Raw genomic sequence first — 17,651 nt, 5'->3', positions numbered from 1 at the left:
TCCTTATGATAATAATTATTTAATACTTTTAATCTATTATAACAAAAAAGGAATGTTGAGTTATTCTCAACACCCTTTATTAATTCTTATTTTCATTATTCTGCAAAGTATATAAATTGTAATAGTAACCTTTCTTAGCTAACAATTCTTCATGGTTACCGCGTTCAATAATACGTCCTTTATCTAAAACAATAATCTGATCTGCATCAGCAATTGTTGATAATCGATGGGCAATAGCCAAGGTAGTCCTACCCTTACGCAAACGTTTAAGACCTTGTTGTATTAATGTCTCAGTTTCCGTATCAACATTGGCAGTTGCTTCATCTAATACTAAAACTTTAGGATCTGTTACCAAGGTTCTTGCAAATGAAATCAATTGTCGTTGACCTTGACTTAATTCTTCACCGCCTTCAATTACTTTAGCATGATATTTGTCCGGCATCTTTTCAATAAACTTATTTGCTTGAACAGCTTTAGCCGCTTCTTCAATCTGCTTATCAGTAATTTCATCATTATATAAACGAATATTCGAAGCAATATCACCATAAAACATAAAAGGTTCTTGCAAAACCAAGCCCAGCTTTTTACGCAATTCATTTTTAGGATATTTTCTAATATCTACATCATCAATTAGTATTTCACCTTTACCAAATTCGTAAAAACGCATTATTACATTAATTATTGAGCTTTTACCTGAACCAGTATGTCCAACAATTCCTAATGTTTCACCAGGATTTACTACAAATGAAATATCGTGCAGAATCTCGTTTTTACCGTCATATGAGAAGCTTACATGTTTAAATTCAATCTTGCCTTGACTAATAGTAAGGCCCTCTTGAGCATTTTGTTTAGGCTCATATTGCTGACTATCCAAAATTCTAAAAATTCTAAAAATTCGCTTACCTGCCACAATACCATCTTGAAAGAAAGTCATCTGGTCCATCATGGTAGAAATCGGATTAAACAATTGTGAAATATATTGAGAAAATGCGTAAATTGCACCAGCAGGCACAAAAGTTTCTCTCAATGGAAAACCAAAATACATTAATGCAAAAGCCAGAGCAAGGGAATAAAGTAGACTAGTTAGAGGTGACAAAAGTAATGAATTTACCCGAATCATATTGAAACGTGTATTCATCAACCCACCATTTTCCCCTTCAAAGCGATTAGTCATTCTATTCTCTTGGTTAAACTGTTGAATAATTGAAACACCTTCAATTGATTCATTTAAATTAGCATTAATTCTACTTAAGCGTTCACGATAATTACGGTAAAGTCGCGAACTTTTTTGTGAGTATAACCATACTACAAAAATCATGACTGGAATAAATGCTAAAACAATCCAACCAGCAATCACATTCGTTGTAAACATAGCAATTAATGCAGTAACTACCGAAAAAGCACCTATCACTACCGTAGATAAAACAGTTAAGAAGCTACTTAAAGTCATCGTGTCATTAGTTACTCTTGAAACTATTGAGCCTGCAGGAGATTGATCGAAATAACGCATCCCTAACTTATGTAATTTTCTATAAAGTGCCTGTCGTACACTTTCTAGCGTTTTTTCAGATCCTAAAGCAAAAAAGTACTGATAAGTAAATTGAATTATTGCCTTAAGAATTGAACCAATTGCATAAAGAAATCCAACAAATAAAATAATTTGTACAGTCGTATTTTGATGCAACAGAAAATGATCCAAGAAATACTGTAAACCTCTTGGCAAGAGAATATTGATTACACTAACAATAAATGCACCAATTAATGCAATAATCATGTCAACTTTAAATTGCTTTACAAAGCCTATTAACCTTTTAAAGATATTAATCTGTTCTTTAAAAGGAATAGCCTTTGACCATACCGATTCGTGTTGTTCATTATTCATCTGTATCTTCACCTACCTTGGCTTGTAGTTCTTGTCGACGCCACATTTCTGCATACCAGCCATCTTCATCAAGTAATTGTTGATGATTGCCACGTTCAACTATTTGACCGTCTTTTAATACTAAAATCAAATCGGCATCCATCACTGAAGTTAATCGATGTGCCGCTATCATAGTAGTCTTATTTTTTCGTTCTTTTCTTAATGCTGTCAAAATTTCTGTTTCAGTTTTAGCATCAACAGCTGATAAAGCATCATCTAAAATTAATATTTGACTATCTTTCAAAAGTGCTCGTGCAATAGACATTCTTTGTCTTTGTCCACCAGACAGCGAAATACCATTTTCTCCTACCAGAGTTTGATAGCCATTAGGCATTTGTAACACATCATCATGCAAATCACTTTTCTTAGCTGCAGACGCAATATCATTTTTTCCTGCATTTTCGGATGAAAAAGCAATATTATTTTCAATACTAGTTGAAAACAAGAAATTATTCTGTGGTACATATGAGATTTGACTAAGCAAAACTTTCAAAGGAATTGTTCTAATATCTTTACCATTTAAAGTGATTTTGCCCTCATACTGATCAAATTCTCTTAAAAGTAATTGAATAATTGTTGTCTTACCGGCGCCAACTCGACCAACTAAGCCCAAAGTTTGACCTGGTTTTAAAGTAAAATCAATATTCTTAAGAACTGAAATGTCTTTTTCATCAGGATAAGCAAATGACTTGATATCATAGTGCAAATCCCCTTGTAAATCTGCTACTTTAATACTTTGATCAGCATGTTTATCAGTAATTAACGGCTTTTCATTCAATAATTTTTCCACACGATCATAACTTGCACTACCACGTTCTAGAATATTAAACAAGTATCCAATGGCAAACATTGGCCAAACCATGTTGGAAATATAAGCAATAAATGAAACTAGCTGTCCAATAGACAATACCTTATTAGTTACCATCATTCCGCCATAAATAATGGTAATTACATACGTAGCACCAATGACAATTGTTCCTAATGGGTCAAATAATGAATCTAAAACAAAAACTTCTTTATTGATCTTAATAGTATCATCAACCATTTGATCAAATGCCTTAATATCTTCTTTGTCTTGACCAAAGGTTTTTAAAACTTTAATTCCAGAAACTGACTCCTGAGTTTTATTATTTATTCTAGAAAAAGCTGCCTGAGATTTATCAAAGGCATTATGTAAATGATCACCTAATCTCCATGCTCCTATTGCTAAAAATGGAAGTGGCAACAGTGCGATAATGGTTAGGCGCCAATCAACAAAGATAATCATTGCAATCATCGTTGACAACCCCATAATTAATGAATCAACTAATGTTAATACTCCATCACCTGCAACATTTTGGATAGCAGTCACATCATTAGTTGCATGAGCCATTAAATCCCCGGTTCTATGTCTTTGATAAAAAGTACGATCCATGATCATAAAGTGATCAAATAACTTCGAACGCATTTGCCTTTCCAGTTCTGCGGCACCGCCCCAAATTTGTTTACGCCAAAAATAGCGCAATATATATAACGAAAATGCCGCTGCTAAAACTGCTAGTATTAACATTCCATATTGTCCCCAAGAAATATGTCCTTGATCTAGTTGATCAGCCATTAGGCCTAAAACTCTGGGTGGAACCAAATTAGCTAAAGAGGTCAATGCTAAAAATGTAATTCCAATAATATATCTCTTTTTTTCTTGTTTAAAAAACCAGCCTAATTTACTAAATATACTCATTCACTCACCTCATCACCATGAAAAAACAAAAAAGACAAAGGAATCTCCTTCGTCTTTTAACACACCTAAACTATAAAATTGAATTATTTTTGTTGGTGCTTCATCATGTTCATTACTTGATGAACCTTCTTATTTGAAGGTTTTTGTCCCATTTGAGACATCATAGCAACGATCATCTCTTCACTAATAGGAGGATTTTCCTTGAAATATTTTTTCATATATGCTCTTGCACCATAAAAGCCTGCAGTAGCTCCTACTAAAAGCGCAATAATAATCAAAAAAATTGCTAAACCTAAATTCATCTTATATCCTCCATAAATTAATAATTATTTATCTTACATAGTTTATCATCTTTTTAAAGACTCAACTAATCTTTTCTAAGACCCTTTTTTCTTTGAGCTTGCTTAGCCTTTTCAGAAGTTACTTCTTTACCATTCTTATCAAGAATTACCATATTTTCAACATCTTGCTTAAATGCTGCTCTAAAGTTAGCAAGGAACTTCTTATGTAATTCCTTACGTTCCTCTTCTTCTTCAGGAGTTAAGCCTTCATTTTCTTTCTTATGATAAAGTTCGTTAATACGATCTGTAACTTTCTTTTCTTCTTTACTCATTGCATCTTTATTCATAATATCCACCTCACATTATCATCCTTTAGTCTACCTTATTTTAAGTATAAAAAAAGGTCGCATTTTGAAGAACGCCTGTTTGAAATTATACGCTTTTTTTGTTAGAATTACTTATAATAAAGATTTTTAATAATATGGGGAATTATCATGTCTAGAAAAAATAGTGACACCAAACAACTGGAAATTCTACGCTATATCTACGATACAGTAGAAAATCGTGGATTTCCTCCAACAGTTCGTGAAATTTGTGCTGCGGTTGGCTTATCTTCCACTTCAACAGTTCATGGCCATTTATCTCGGCTTGAACGCAAGGGTTTTTTAATCAAAGACGCTACTAAGCCTCGCGCCCTTGAAATTACAGCTGAAGGTAAGACTGAACTGGGTATTAAGCCAAAAGAAATTCCTGTTGTCGGAGTAGTCACTGCAGGTCAACCTATTTTAGCAGTTGAAGACATTAGCGAATATTTCCCACTTCCTCCTGATTTAGAGAGTGATGCAGGCGAATTATTCATGCTTAAAGTCCACGGTAACAGTATGATTAAAGCTGGCATTTTAAATGGTGACAATGTAATCGTAAGAAAACAAAGTACTGCCAATAACGGAGAAATAGTAGTTGCAATGACAGATGAAAATGAGGCCACGGTTAAACGTTTCTTCAAAGAAGATGATCATTATCGTCTTCAACCAGAAAATGATACAATGGCACCTATTATTTTGCAACAAGTAAGCATTTTAGGTAAAGTGGTTGGTCTTTACCGTAACAATATTCAATAGCACAAAAGGAAGTAAATCAGACCGATTTACTTCCTTTTGTACTTTATTACAACATATGAATTAATTTATTTTCAAATTTAGGTAACCATTTTTCTAAATAACCTGCACGAGTAGGATGGATTTCATCAGCCATATAAAGACCTTTTTGATCTTTATATTCCGGATTATTATAAAAATCCAGAAGATCTACTTCCCATTTTTCAGCCAATTCCTGAGTCCGTTCAACCATCTTTTTGTATGAAATGTTTTCAAAATATGGATTAGTATAAATTAAAATAGGACAATTCCACTTATCCTTAGCAGACTTAATTATGTACTCCAATGCGCCAGTAACAGTTTGGGTGTCAAATGTATCAAAATTACCCAAATTCTTTTTATTAGTTGCATCATTAGTCGATAATTGTAAAACTAACATATCTGGCGCTTCTTCATTTAATTCTTCATTAAAGCGTGCAACATATGAATTATCATCTTGGTTTACTAATGTTGTTCCGTTTTCTGCATCTTTGATTGCAGCAACGCCATCCCTTTTCCATAAATAATCAACAAATGATTCACCTAAAGATCCAAAGCCAAAAGTAACTGAAGAACCTAAGAACAAAATTTTCTTACCTCTTAATGGACTAGCAATATTATCTACACTGTTTAAACTATATTTACGATTGTTACCTGGCAAATAAGCAAAATCAGTATACTTACGTTGATTTAGGGGATGTTCGTCTAAATCCATTCTCAACTCATTCAAAGCAATATCTGATAAGTCATTGTTTTGTCTAATAGGAATTAAAAAAGTTTCATTACTCATTTGTTTCTCTTTCTTTAGCTAAATAAGGTTTTATTACTTCCCAATCTTTAACAATTATATCAGTTAATTTTCGATTATAGAAAATGGCAGCTGGATGATATTCGGGAAAAATAGTATATCTTTCTTTCGACCAAATATAACCATCTTTGGCACTATTTAATTTTAAAATTGGAGTGTTCTCAATCACTGTACCATGTTCTTCTGAAATTTTATGGCCTGACCCTAGTAATCTTTCTAGCCCTGTACTGCCTAATGCCACGATTAATTTGGGTTGAGCATAGTCAATTTCATAATCTAAAAAAGGACCATGAGCCAAAATTTCTTTTTTTGTTGGTTTGCGATTAGGATATTTAGTAACTTCTTTGTTTTCCCGTTTACTAAATGTCTTTTTAATTGCATATGGTCTACTACGAACTGCACTAGTTATATAAACTTCATCTCGTGTTAAGCCTATTTGCTCAAGAGATTTATTCAATTCTTTACCTGCATCTCCGCTAAAGGGAATGTTATTTACGATTTCATTTCTCCCAGGTGCTTCACCAACTAACATTAATAGAGGATGCTTAGGACCACTTCCAGAGTTTATTCCTTCAAGCTTCATTCCTTCTGAACGTTTTCGAACTTCTTCAACCAATTCTTTAGGATATTTCATTTTATCAACTTCTTTTTAACCAAAAACTTGAAAAGTATTTTATCTTTTCTCAAGCATAATGTATAATTAAGACAATTTAATATTCATTTAAACTGCTGGTGTGGATAACTGGCAGTTTTTTCTTTAATTCCACATCTAATGTCATATTTTTAAAAATTAATTTCACAAATATAAATCATTGATAAATAAACGTTTTTTTAGCAATATATCGTTACTTTGTGATAAAAAAATGTGCTACACAGCAGTTTCACAGCAAATATTTTCACAAAGTGGTGTAATTATAAAAATTTATAATTTATTTTTTCTCCTTAATTATATATATCGGCCGATTTTTAACTTGTAAATATATTCTTCCTAAATATTTCCCTAATATGCCTATACATAATAATTGAAGCCCGCCAAGAAGCAAAATAATACTTACCATTGACGCCCAACCAAATACACTTGAGTTGGTATCTATAAAATGCCGCACAATTACAAAGACTAACCCAATAATAGAAAGAATAAATGAAGTTGTTCCTATCCAAACTGCAATATTTAACGGAGCTTGTGAAAAGTCAGCTATTCCATCCATTGCATATTTAAATAGCTTCCAAGTGTTCCAATCACTCTCACCAGCTACTCTTTCAACGTTATGATAGTCTAAATATTTTGTTTTGAACCCTACCCAAGAAAAAATTCCTTTTGAAAAGCGATTATACTCAGGCATACTTAAAACCGCATCAACCATTTGCCGCGTCATCATACGATAATCACGAGCACCCGATACAATTTCAGTATTAGAAATTTTATTAACTAATTTATAAAACATGTCTGAAAGAAAAGATTTAAATTTAGCCTCACCTTTTCTATCTACACGACGCGTTCCGATACAATCATACTTACCGGTTTTAATGTAATTATACATTTCAGGCAAAAATTCAGGTGGATCTTGCAAATCTACATCCATCACTACTATATAATCTCCTATAGATGCCTGCAAGCCTGCATAAAGTGCTGCTTCTTTACCAAAATTACGTGAAAACGAGACATAATGGACATGTTCTGGATCATTTTTTTGAAGTTGCCTCATTTCTTCAAGCGATTTATCAGATGAACCATCATTGACAAACCAATATTCATAGTCTAAATCCAGAATAGTCTGCATTACTTTTTCTACTGCATTATAAAAGAGAGGAATTGATTCTTCTTCATTATAACAAGGAACCACAATCGATAATTTTTTCATCTTAAATATCCTTCTTTACATATCTTTTGATCCACATTCTTATCCCATAAAAAAGCATTAGTATCCAAGAAACAAGACTAACAATAATGCATAATTTAAAACTTTCAGGGCACTTAAATGATAGCCGTGCAATGTTCCAGCCCTTCTTCTCTTGAATTAAAGGCGTACCTACATTACTTACCTTAATCTTTTTAACTCTTGACCATTCAAAATTAATGAAGATTCACTGTATAAAATAAGGGGTAAATACCTTTTATTAATTTTTTTAGCATACCATTTTAGATAAAGATTTCCGTTTTTCACATAATGAATATATAAATTTTTCTTTTTTAAAACATGTTCTTCATATGCTTTTCTCGTCTCAAAACTAGCACTAGGTTTTCCATAATCTGGCAAATAATCAGCTTCAGCTTTATTAATTAAAATAAACAATTTACCCAAATTAGTAGAATTCGTTGCTTGCCAAAACTTAGTAGGATCAGATGTCATTTTATAATAGCTAGTCATTGCCACTACTTGATTAGGATCATTATAAATTCTAGTGAATTTTTGATTAGTCTTAAAAGTAGATTGACCGGCTTTAAAAAGAGTAAGTCCTAAGCCTAAATAAATTAAAACTTGAACAATCAAATTAGATTTTTGCTTAATATTTAAATTACTCAATTCCTGAACTGTAATTCCCATCCCTGCAAAAAGTAATGGATATCCTGCTACCATTAACCGATATGGAAACTGAAATGATCTGCCCAAAACTGGTAATATTATTTGAATACTATCCCATGGCATAAGTTTGGATGAAATAATTAAGAAGAAAGCCCCCCAAACAGTTAAAAGAAAATTCATTTTATTCTTTTTTACATGCCAAATTGCATAAATTAATTGCAAAACGAGCAAAATAGCTAGAACTTTTAAAACATGCGAGTGTTCACTATTATGAGAACTTAATCGCATTGCCGTCGATGAAAGATTAAATGCTTTAGGAAGAGCCATTTGATTATGAATTGAGACTTCTAAAAGTGCACCCCAAATATTAGCAGTTAATAGTAAAGTGCCTCCTACAGCCAAAGCTAAATCCCTAATCATCAACTTTTTGTTAGGAGTATTTTTAAAACCGATAATTGCAAATGGAATGAGCGCAAAAGCTAAAATAACTGTACTTAATAAATGAATTTGTGCTAAAAGCGACATAATTAGCATTAATTTGATAGTAGAAACCGGCTTTTCTTTATTTTGGACCATTTCAATTCCTATCATAACTACATATGGTGCTAATGCGCTTCCACAAGCCATAAAATTATTTGCACGTAACCAGCCTGGTAAAATCCCCACACTTAAATACAGTAAACTGAGCAATAATCCTATCCAATATGGCGTATTTACCTTTTGGGTTAGTCGAAACATTCCCATTCCAGCGACTAAAAATAAGATATAGTCAACAACAATTTCGTATTTAAACCAGCTTCCACAAGCCCATAGAAGTAACCCATTCAAATAAGCAAAATATGGTCCATAGACTGCATTAATTATTCTTCCACACTGCCCAAAACTATAATTTGTTTGAAAATAATTATAATTTCCTGTTTTAATTTGCTGAAGCGAATCATAAAAACGTCCAAAATGGAAAAAGCGATCTGCAGTTATAAAAGTAGCATGACCAATCAATTGAGGACTAATAAGTATAGTTACGAAAGTTAAAATTATTAAATATGGAATAAAACGATATATTATTTTTTTGCCATTAATGCTCAATATGTCACACTTTCTACAAAATAATAAGCTATTTTAGTCTTCTTTTTTAATTCTCGTATCTTTTCGAAACGTAAGAACCTTATTAATCACAAATTGGATCAAAGTAGCAATGAATGTAGAAACCACTTTAACTATAATTGTGTTATATCCTAACTTATCTACAAAAATAAAAAGACAAAGTGTAGTAAAAATAGTAGTTACCTGGCCTACTAAATAATAAGATATGAATCTTAATAGAAGCTTATCGTGTACTTTAAAGTTGGCAAATGAGTTCCAAAGGAAATTATTGATTAATCCGCAACTAGAACTAATAAAATTAGCCAATTCGACATTTACATTTAAATGTACTAATGGCGTAAAAACACCAAAATCTACTACTAAGCCTAAGCCACCAATTAAACAGTAACCAATTAATTGGCGAAAATCTTCTGAAAGAAATAAAGCTTTAATTTTTTCTACCATTTTATTTATCCTAAAACAATAAAAAAAAGGACAAAGTCCTCCTACCCCGCAATATTTATTAAATTATAACTAGTACTTACACCCCCTTATGTTATAATATTAAACTTTCAGTATCAAAGAATCAATGCTATTCCATTACTATTAGTCTTTAATGATTATAACTAACAAAAAAGAGCCAATTCAATGAATTGGCTCTTTTTAAGTAATTAACGACGTGCTTCAGCAATTCTTGCTGACTTACCGTGACGTTCACGTAAGTAGTAAAGCTTAGCGCGACGTACACGACCATGACGCTTAACTTCAACCTTAGCAACACGTGGGTCGTTAACTGGGAAAGTTCTTTCAACACCAACACCTGAAGCAATCTTACGAACAGTGTAAGTAGCACCGATGCCAGTACCCTTCTTCTTAATTACAACACCTTCGAACAATTGGATACGTTCGTGAGTACCTTCAACAACACGTACGTGAACAGTAACAGTGTCACCTGCACGGAATGCAGGAATATCGTCACGAATTTGTTCTTTAGTTAATTCTTGAATTAATGGATCCATAATATATTTTTCTCCTTCTTCGGCATTCATCAACGTACCAGCGTCAGCGGAATACCCATAACTTATACATTTTGTGTTTTGACACAATTATTAGTGTAACAAGTAATCAGAGGGAATTCAAGGTTTTAAAAAATTAATCCTCATTCATTTCATTCTTTATTTCTTGCAGCATTTTCTTTTCTTCATCAGAAAGATTGCGATTTTCAAGCATATCAGGTCTATGTAAATATGTTGCCTTTAAAGCCTGATAGTGTCGCCATTCAGCAATCTTTTGATGATTACCACTGGTTAAAACTTCTGGCACTTTTTTTCCTTCGAAATCAGCTGGACGAGTATATTGCGGATACTCAAGTAAGCCATGTGAGAAACTTTCTTCAACTGATGAAGCAGAATTACCTAAAATACCTGGTAATAATCTAACTGTTGCATCAACCATACTCATTGTAGGTAATTCTCCACCGGTTAAAACATAATCTCCAATTGAAACAGTTTCATCAGCCAAATCATAAACACGTTGATCAAACCCTTCGTAGTGACCACAAATAAAAGTTAATTCATCTTCCTTAGCCCATTCTTGTGCCATTTTTTCATTAAATGTCTTACCTTGTGGTGCAGTAATAATAATCTTGCCAGTAGAAGGAAGTGAATCAAGTGCTTTCTTAATCGGCATTATTTGAAGCACCATTCCCGCTCCGCCACCATATGGCGTATCATCAACATGGTGATGCAGGTCTGTAGTGAAATCACGGAAATTAACCAAATTGAGATCCCACTTACCATCTTCAAGACCACGTCCCAGCATAGAAACTTGCAATGGCGTAAACATATCAGGAAAAAGGGTCAGGATATTAATCTTCATCTCGCAATCCCTCCATCAATTCAACATATACCTTTTTATCAGCAATATCTATTTTCTTTACAACATCAGCAATATTAGGAATCCAATATTCTTTACCATTGTCTTCATGCACAAGCCAAATATCGTTAGCACCAGGTGATTGAATATCAGTTATTTTACCTAATCTTTTACCAGTCTCATTGTCTATTACACCACAATCAAAAATATCCTTGTAATAGTAAACTCCATCTGGTAATTCACCACGATCTTTTTCACTAATTACTAAAATTTTTCCACGTAATTTTTCAGCTTCATCAATATCAGTTATTTCATCAAATTGAAGTAGCCAAAATTGCTTAAATGGTCTACTCTTTTTTATTGTTAAAACTCGATCAATATCATCTTTTAATTCTAGTTGCATCCCCTCAGCAAATCTATCTTCTGGAAAATCCGTAATCACATTTACTTTAACTTCTCCATGTAATCCATGTGTAGTCAAAATTCGTGCAACATCAAAGTACTGCATACCTTTTTCTCCTTTTAAGTAATAAAAAAAGCTTGAAGCACTTGGCATCAAGCTTTTAATTAATAGCAAAATTATTTGTTGTATTTTGCATCGTGCAACTTAGCCATCAAGCCAGCACCTGAAAGAAGTGATCTAACAGTGTCTGAAGGTTGTGCACCCTTTTGTAACCATTCAAAGATCTTGTCTTCGTCAAGCTTCAATTCCTTTGGTTGTGAAACTGGGTTGTAGTAACCAACTTGTTCGATGAAACGACCGTCACGTGGCATACGTGAGTCTGCAACAACGATTCTGTAGAACGGCTTTCTCTTGGCACCAGCACGGTGCATACGAATTTTAACTGACATAAATTAATTTCCTCCTAAAACTTAACGATTAATAATATACCACCAAAGCGAAAAGGTGTAAAGTGTTTTTCCTTAACACCATTATTTTTTTATGAATGATATCTCTTAACCTTACGCAATCGCTTCTTCTTATTCTTCTTAAAGTTCTTATTTAACCGGCGCATAGCCATTTTAGCCATTGGTGAATCCATTCCTGGCAAGTTACTTAAGCCTTTCATATTCCCCTTAGTAACTTTGCTCATCATTTCGCGCATTTGTTTAAATTGCTTGATCATTCTGTTTACTTCAACAACTGGACGACCTGAACCTGCAGCAATTCTTCTTCGACGACTTGGATTTAAAATATCTGGATTCTCACGTTCTTCTTCTGTCATTGAATAAACAATTGCTTCAGTATGATCAATTTGCTTTTGATCAACACTTAAGTTTTTAAGTTGAGGATTATTAGCAAGCCCTGGAATCATTTTCATAATTTGGTCTAATGGTCCCATCTTTTGAACTTGTTGTAATTGATCAACGAAGTCATTAAAGTCAAAGGTGTTTTCACGCATCTTTTCCGCAACTTTTTGAGCTTCTTTAGCATCATAATCTTGTTGTGCTCTTTCGATTAAGGAAAGCATATCACCCATACCCAAGATTCTTGAAGCCATTCGATCTGGGTGGAAAACATCCAAGTCACTTAACTTTTCACCTTGTCCTGTAAATAGGATTGGCTTACCAGTTACAGCACGAATTGAAAGTGCAGCACCACCACGAGTATCACCATCAAGCTTAGTCAAGATAACACCGGTAACATCTAATCTCTCATCAAAACCTTTAGCTACATCGGTTGCTGCTTGACCTGTCATAGCATCAACAACAAGTAAAATATTGTCAGGATCCGCTACTTTCTTTACACGTTCCAGCTCTTCCATTAATGGCTCGTCAATTTCAAGACGACCGGCTGTATCGATTAATACATAATCATTTTTGTTCTTATCGGCCTCTGCTAAACCATCTTGAACAATTTTAGCAACATCTTTTTCTCCATTTTCACTAAAGACTGGCACTTTTAATTGCTCACCGATTTGTTTTAGTTGGTCAACGGCAGCCGGACGGTAAATATCCCCAGCAATTAAAAGAGGACGAGCTTTCTGCGTCTTTTGTAGATGATATGCAAGTTTACCTACTGTAGTAGTCTTACCGGTACCTTGCAAACCTACCATCATGATAATAGTAGGAATATGCTTGGATTTATTAAGAGGGACTGCTTCTTCCCCCATCATCTTAGTCAACTCTTCATTAACAATTTTAATTACTTGTTGACCTGGATTAAGACTTTCTTGAACTTCCTTACCAAGTGCCTCTTTCTTAATTGTTTTAATGAAGTCCTTAACAACTTTAAAGTTAACATCGGCTTCAAGAAGAGCTAATCTGATTTCACGACTAGCCTTATTAATATCTTCTTCTGAAACCTTACCTTTACCAGTTAAATTTTTTAATGCTTTTTGAATTCTTTCACTTAAATTTTCAAAAGCCATGGGTTACTCTCCCCTCAATTTATTTAATAAATTCGTTATTTCATTTTTAGCAGCTTTATCGTCGTTATTATTCAATGACGATAGCACACTAGTTAAAATATTTTCAATATAATTATTATCTTTACGCATATGAAGTTTTTCTTCATAGTTTTGTAAACTTTTACTTGATCGCTTTAGATTATCATAAACGGCCTGACGTGATACATGATGATTAATAGCAATTTCTCCTAAAGATAAATCATTATAATAATAATCTTCAAAATAAGATTGTTGTCCCTTAGTAAGCAAAGAGCCGTAATATGCATATAAATCTCCAAGCTCTTCATTTTTTGTCAATTCATCCATAAGTTTCACCAGCTTTTAGTATATCAAAAAAGCACCTCGATCAAAATGATCAAGAACTTTCTTTTACTATTTTATTGAAGAAAATAGATTATTATTTTTTAAGAGAAAATTTTAATATTTTAAAGTTGCCTTTTTAACGTATTTTTAATTATAATGAATTACATACTATTCATATCAAGGAGGAGTTGCGTTGTGAATCTTTGGCAAAAAATGAACAAGAAAGAAGATCCACGCGTCTATGAAAATAAAGATGGACACCTGGTTCGCTCATTGAAAGTTAAGGACTTTTTAGCCTTAGGTGTTGGAACAATAGTTTCTGCTTCTATCTTTACTTTACCTGGTGAAGTAGCAGCATTGCACACCGGTCCAGCTGTGGCAATTTCATTTATTTTAGCAGCTGTCGCAGCCGGACTTGTTGCATTTGCATACGCAGAAATGGCTGCTGCAATGCCCTTTGCGGGATCTGCTTATTCATGGATTAATGTGGTTTTCGGTGAATTCTGGGGCTGGGTTGCCGGATGGGCGCTTCTAGCAGAATACTTTATTGCTCTAGCCTTTGTAGGATCCGGGCTTTCGGCTAACTTTAGAGCTTTAATTGCTCCATTAGGAATAAAATTACCTGCAGCCTTATCCAATGCATTTGGAACTAACGGTGGGGTTATTGATATCATTTCACTTATATCAATTCTGTTAGTTGCTCTTTTAATCAGTCACGGTGTTTCAAGAGCAGCGCGCGTTGAAAATGCATTAGTTGTATTAAAAGTTTTAGCAATTTTATTTTTTATCGTTGTTGGTTTAACCGCAATTAAGGGTTCTAATTTTGTCCCATTTATTCCTAAGTATCGTCCAACTGCTCACGGACCTTTTGGTGGTTGGCAAGGGATATATGCTGGTGTATCAATGATTTTCTTATCCTACATCGGTTTTGATTCAATTGCTGCTAACTCAGCCGAAGCAATTAATCCCCAAAAGACTATGCCACGCGGTATCTTAGGCTCACTTGCCATTGCAGTTACATTATTTGTTGGCGTTAGTCTTGTATTAATTGGTATCATGCCATATCAAAAATATGCTAACTCAGCTGAGCCTGTTGGTTTAGCTCTTCGTTATGCAGGACATCCTATTGTAGCTATTGTTGTTCAAACTATTGCTGTTCTTGGAATGTTCACTGCCTTAATCGGAATGAGTATGGCAGGTTCAAGATTGATTTATTCATTTGGTCGAGATGGTATGCTTCCTAAATGGCTAGGTAAATTAAATGCTGATCGTCGTCCTAACAATGCTTTATGGACTTTAACAGTTATTGGTATCTTACTTGGGGCATTCTTCCCATTCTCTATGCTGTCTCAATTAGTTTCAGCAGGTACCCTTATCGCATTTATGTTCGTATCACTGGGAATTTATAAATTACGTCCTCGTGAAGGTAAAGACATTGATGATCCTTCATTTAAGATGCCATTTTATCCAGTATTACCAGCATTAGGTTTCTTAGCCGCATTAGTCGTATTCTTGGGATTAGATTATCAAGCCAAACTTTATGCCGGTATCTGGTTTATTCTAGGATTGCTTATTTACTTAGGATATGGTGTACACCACTCTGTTTTAAACAATAAAAAATGATTTTCAGCATATAAAAACTAGGAAACTCCAGTAAGGAATTTCCTAGTTTTTTGATTATTTAATTAATCTTTAGTTTCGTCTTTTTTTAGCATTTTCTTTAAAACATTAACCAAACCTAATATTTCTTCTTTGCTCAGCATCCCTGTAATTGTATGATCAGTTTCTAAACGATGCTTTTCCACCTTTTTACATAGTTCTGAGCCTTTTTCAGTTTCAGTAACTACATCATCTGCTACGGTAATTAAGTCCTTAGTAACTAACTTTTTAGCTATTTCTTTGACTTTGTCATCTGTTACATGAAGTTCCTTAGCAAGTTTATCAAAATTTTTCCCATGCTTATGATGATTTAACTCAATTAAAAATTCCAATTCATTAGCATCAATGCCAAAACTCTTTAAATCATCATCCATTTGCTTTTCAACTTCATTACTAATCTTGGTAAAAAATGAACCAATTGTATTTCCTGTCATTATTATATCCTTTCACAATTTTGGCAAAAAGACAGCCCAACTAAGCGTTGAGCTGCCTTTTAATTATTAGAGATTTTCATCCATATTAAAAGTCAACTTAGACATATTAATTGAATCAATCATCATTTCTCCCCATAACTTTTCAGTTTCCTTGCGAGTATGAGCAACAGTCTTTTGATTTTCTTTAGTTAAGTATTCAGTTAATTCATCGCCTGATTTACCTTCTGAATTCTTAATAATTTCTTCAACACGACCTCTGAAGTAACGATTAAGTTCAGTAAGATAAGTAGTATCAAGTTGAACAAATTGTGGATAGTGGCTTTCAACAAGTGCAGCAAATGACTTGTAGTACCACCATGCATCACTCATATTGTAATCCATTGAAGTATTGTTAAATGAAGGATCAGTTTCATTCATATTAGCAAAGAATGGGATAAATGGAGTAAACGTTGGACCACCAATACATAACCACATAATTGCTGCACGGTCTGCTGGTACATCACTTCTTATTTGTAAAATATGAGCATTTTGCGTACGGTTCAAACCAATAGGACGGTAGCGGTGCTTTTCTTCTTCGGTACCCTTACCAAATGGATCATATGGAGTATCTTGATAATGTGAACCTAAGGCAAATTCAATATCTTCCTTGGTAATCTTCTTAGCTGCCTTACGAATAAATGGAATATCGCCATCTTGTGGATCTTGTTCAATTTCTGGGTTGAACAACTTTTGAATATACCATTGACGGTTAGTATTGTAGTGGCGATCTTGTTCAGTGTAAGTACCAAAGATATGACGGAAATTCCAACCTTCATGATCTGGATTCAAGTGATGTTCTTCAACAAATTCTTGAATTCCTTCACTCCACATGAAGTATTCAGGATTATCGAAATCGACTTGTTCAATAGCTACACGGTTACCAGTTGCAGCATAGCAATCATCAGGAATACGTTCTGCTACCCAGTGGTGACCAGTTACAATTTCCATGTACCAAATTTCATCTTTATCACTGAACAAAACAGAGTTACCAGCTGGTGAGCCATACTTAGCAATTAACTTACCTAAATACTTAACACCATCACGTGCTGAATGAATGTATGGCAAAACTACGGTTTGCATACAGTCTTCATCTAATCCATCTTTAACCAATGGATCAAATGCTAAAGTTCTTTCATTACCATAAGTTGATTCAGTACATGACATAGCAACATTTTCTTGGTTAATACCACTTTCATCGTAGTAACCACGATGTTTATAATCAACATTTGGTACGGCAGGAACTCGTTGTGCATCTTCTGGAAGATCCATCTCAAACTTATTAAGCCATGATTTAATATGTTTCTTTTCGCCATGACGAGCTGGCTCAATAATAAACTTTTGTGGAGTAATTGGGCGGAAGGTATCATCATTACGAGCAATCATAGTTGTGCCATCAATTGAGGCATTTTTACCAACTAAGATGGTAGTACAAGCACTATATTCTTTCATAAAATTC

The 17,651-nt window shown here is 33.7% G+C and carries 19 protein-coding genes; 2 read left to right on the top strand and 17 right to left on the bottom strand.

Annotation, left to right across the window (positions count from 1 at the left end):
• Nucleotides 1–79: 79 nt before the first annotated feature.
• The 4 genes from SO785_RS02465 to SO785_RS02450 all read right to left on the bottom strand — a co-directional run bounded on the left by SO785_RS02465 (nucleotide 80) and on the right by SO785_RS02450 (nucleotide 4,269).
• On the bottom strand, nucleotides 80–1,882 hold the full coding sequence (locus SO785_RS02465) for an ABC transporter ATP-binding protein (RefSeq protein ID WP_015613381.1): 1,803 nt from the start codon (nucleotides 1,880–1,882) through the stop codon (nucleotides 80–82).
• Nucleotides 1,875–3,641: an ABC transporter ATP-binding protein gene (locus SO785_RS02460; RefSeq protein ID WP_011254403.1), complete on the bottom strand. Its 1,767-nt coding sequence runs from the start codon at nucleotides 3,639–3,641 to the stop codon at nucleotides 1,875–1,877. Before SO785_RS02460 ends, SO785_RS02465 begins: the two co-directional genes overlap by 8 nt.
• Nucleotides 3,642–3,724: 83 nt before the next feature.
• Entirely contained in the window at nucleotides 3,725–3,943 is a 219-nt protein-coding gene (locus SO785_RS02455; protein WP_003547849.1) for a YneF family protein, read from the bottom strand.
• Between the two features lie 65 nt (nucleotides 3,944–4,008).
• Nucleotides 4,009–4,269, bottom strand: a complete 261-nt coding sequence (locus tag SO785_RS02450) for a DUF896 domain-containing protein (protein ID WP_003547851.1) — start codon at nucleotides 4,267–4,269, stop codon at nucleotides 4,009–4,011.
• 147 nt (nucleotides 4,270–4,416) lie between these two features.
• Here SO785_RS02450 and lexA point away from each other — a divergent pair, with 147 nt between their 5' ends.
• Nucleotides 4,417–5,043: a transcriptional repressor LexA gene (gene lexA, locus SO785_RS02445; protein WP_011254404.1), complete on the top strand. Its 627-nt coding sequence runs from the start codon at nucleotides 4,417–4,419 to the stop codon at nucleotides 5,041–5,043.
• Nucleotides 5,044–5,089: 46 nt separating this feature from the next.
• Here the strand turns inward: lexA and SO785_RS02440 are convergent, their stop codons facing one another.
• From SO785_RS02440 to ylxM, 11 genes are all read right to left on the bottom strand, one after another.
• Nucleotides 5,090–5,848 carry an SGNH/GDSL hydrolase family protein gene (locus tag SO785_RS02440; protein WP_003547854.1) on the bottom strand — a complete coding sequence of 253 codons (759 nt, stop codon included), beginning with the start codon at nucleotides 5,846–5,848 and terminating at the stop codon, nucleotides 5,090–5,092.
• Nucleotides 5,841–6,500, bottom strand: a complete 660-nt coding sequence (locus SO785_RS02435; protein ID WP_003547855.1) for a uracil-DNA glycosylase — start codon at nucleotides 6,498–6,500, stop codon at nucleotides 5,841–5,843. Before SO785_RS02435 ends, SO785_RS02440 begins: the two co-directional genes overlap by 8 nt.
• Before the next feature lie 295 nt (nucleotides 6,501–6,795).
• A complete protein-coding gene (locus tag SO785_RS02430) occupies nucleotides 6,796–7,728 on the bottom strand; it encodes a glycosyltransferase family 2 protein (protein ID WP_003547856.1) in 933 nt (310 codons plus the stop codon).
• 177 nt (nucleotides 7,729–7,905) lie between these two features.
• Entirely contained in the window at nucleotides 7,906–9,477 is a 1,572-nt protein-coding gene (locus tag SO785_RS02425; RefSeq protein WP_021874101.1) for a hypothetical protein, read from the bottom strand.
• Between the two features lie 33 nt (nucleotides 9,478–9,510).
• On the bottom strand, nucleotides 9,511–9,939 hold the full coding sequence (locus SO785_RS02420) for a GtrA family protein (protein WP_021874102.1): 429 nt from the start codon (nucleotides 9,937–9,939) through the stop codon (nucleotides 9,511–9,513).
• A gap of 206 nt (nucleotides 9,940–10,145) precedes the next feature.
• Nucleotides 10,146–10,493 (bottom strand): 50S ribosomal protein L19, encoded by a 348-nt coding sequence (gene rplS / locus SO785_RS02415; RefSeq protein ID WP_003629071.1) that lies wholly within the window; start codon nucleotides 10,491–10,493, stop codon nucleotides 10,146–10,148.
• A 133-nt stretch (nucleotides 10,494–10,626) separates the two neighbouring features.
• Nucleotides 10,627–11,352, bottom strand: a complete 726-nt coding sequence (gene trmD / locus SO785_RS02410) for a tRNA (guanosine(37)-N1)-methyltransferase TrmD (RefSeq protein WP_003547864.1) — start codon at nucleotides 11,350–11,352, stop codon at nucleotides 10,627–10,629.
• Nucleotides 11,342–11,857: a ribosome maturation factor RimM gene (gene rimM / locus SO785_RS02405; RefSeq protein WP_011254408.1), complete on the bottom strand. Its 516-nt coding sequence runs from the start codon at nucleotides 11,855–11,857 to the stop codon at nucleotides 11,342–11,344. The genes trmD and rimM overlap by 11 nt, the downstream gene beginning before the upstream one ends.
• Nucleotides 11,858–11,928: 71 nt before the next feature.
• Nucleotides 11,929–12,201, bottom strand: coding sequence for a 30S ribosomal protein S16 (gene rpsP, locus SO785_RS02400; protein ID WP_003547870.1), 273 nt, complete (start codon nucleotides 12,199–12,201; stop codon nucleotides 11,929–11,931).
• Between the two features lie 89 nt (nucleotides 12,202–12,290).
• Nucleotides 12,291–13,721 carry a signal recognition particle protein gene (gene ffh, locus SO785_RS02395; protein ID WP_003547873.1) on the bottom strand — a complete coding sequence of 477 codons (1,431 nt, stop codon included), beginning with the start codon at nucleotides 13,719–13,721 and terminating at the stop codon, nucleotides 12,291–12,293.
• A gap of 3 nt (nucleotides 13,722–13,724) precedes the next feature.
• On the bottom strand, nucleotides 13,725–14,066 hold the full coding sequence (gene ylxM, locus SO785_RS02390; RefSeq protein ID WP_003547875.1) for a YlxM family DNA-binding protein: 342 nt from the start codon (nucleotides 14,064–14,066) through the stop codon (nucleotides 13,725–13,727).
• A 192-nt stretch (nucleotides 14,067–14,258) separates the two neighbouring features.
• On the opposite strand from ylxM, the gene SO785_RS02385 reads away from it, so the two are divergent.
• A complete protein-coding gene (locus tag SO785_RS02385) occupies nucleotides 14,259–15,686 on the top strand; it encodes an APC family permease (protein WP_011254409.1) in 1,428 nt (475 codons plus the stop codon).
• Nucleotides 15,687–15,748: 62 nt separating this feature from the next.
• On the opposite strand, the gene SO785_RS02380 is transcribed toward SO785_RS02385, so the two are convergent.
• Complete coding sequence (locus SO785_RS02380) at nucleotides 15,749–16,156, bottom strand: MarR family winged helix-turn-helix transcriptional regulator (protein WP_003547879.1); 408 nt, start codon at nucleotides 16,154–16,156, stop codon at nucleotides 15,749–15,751.
• 66 nt (nucleotides 16,157–16,222) lie between these two features.
• A complete protein-coding gene (locus tag SO785_RS02375; protein ID WP_011254410.1) occupies nucleotides 16,223–17,644 on the bottom strand; it encodes a C69 family dipeptidase in 1,422 nt (473 codons plus the stop codon).
• Nucleotides 17,645–17,651: the final 7 nt, after the last annotated feature.

The organism is Lactobacillus acidophilus, from assembly GCF_034298135.1.
Taxonomy (GTDB): domain Bacteria; phylum Bacillota; class Bacilli; order Lactobacillales; family Lactobacillaceae; genus Lactobacillus; species Lactobacillus acidophilus.
This window is presented reverse-complemented; position numbering and strand designations above follow the sequence as displayed.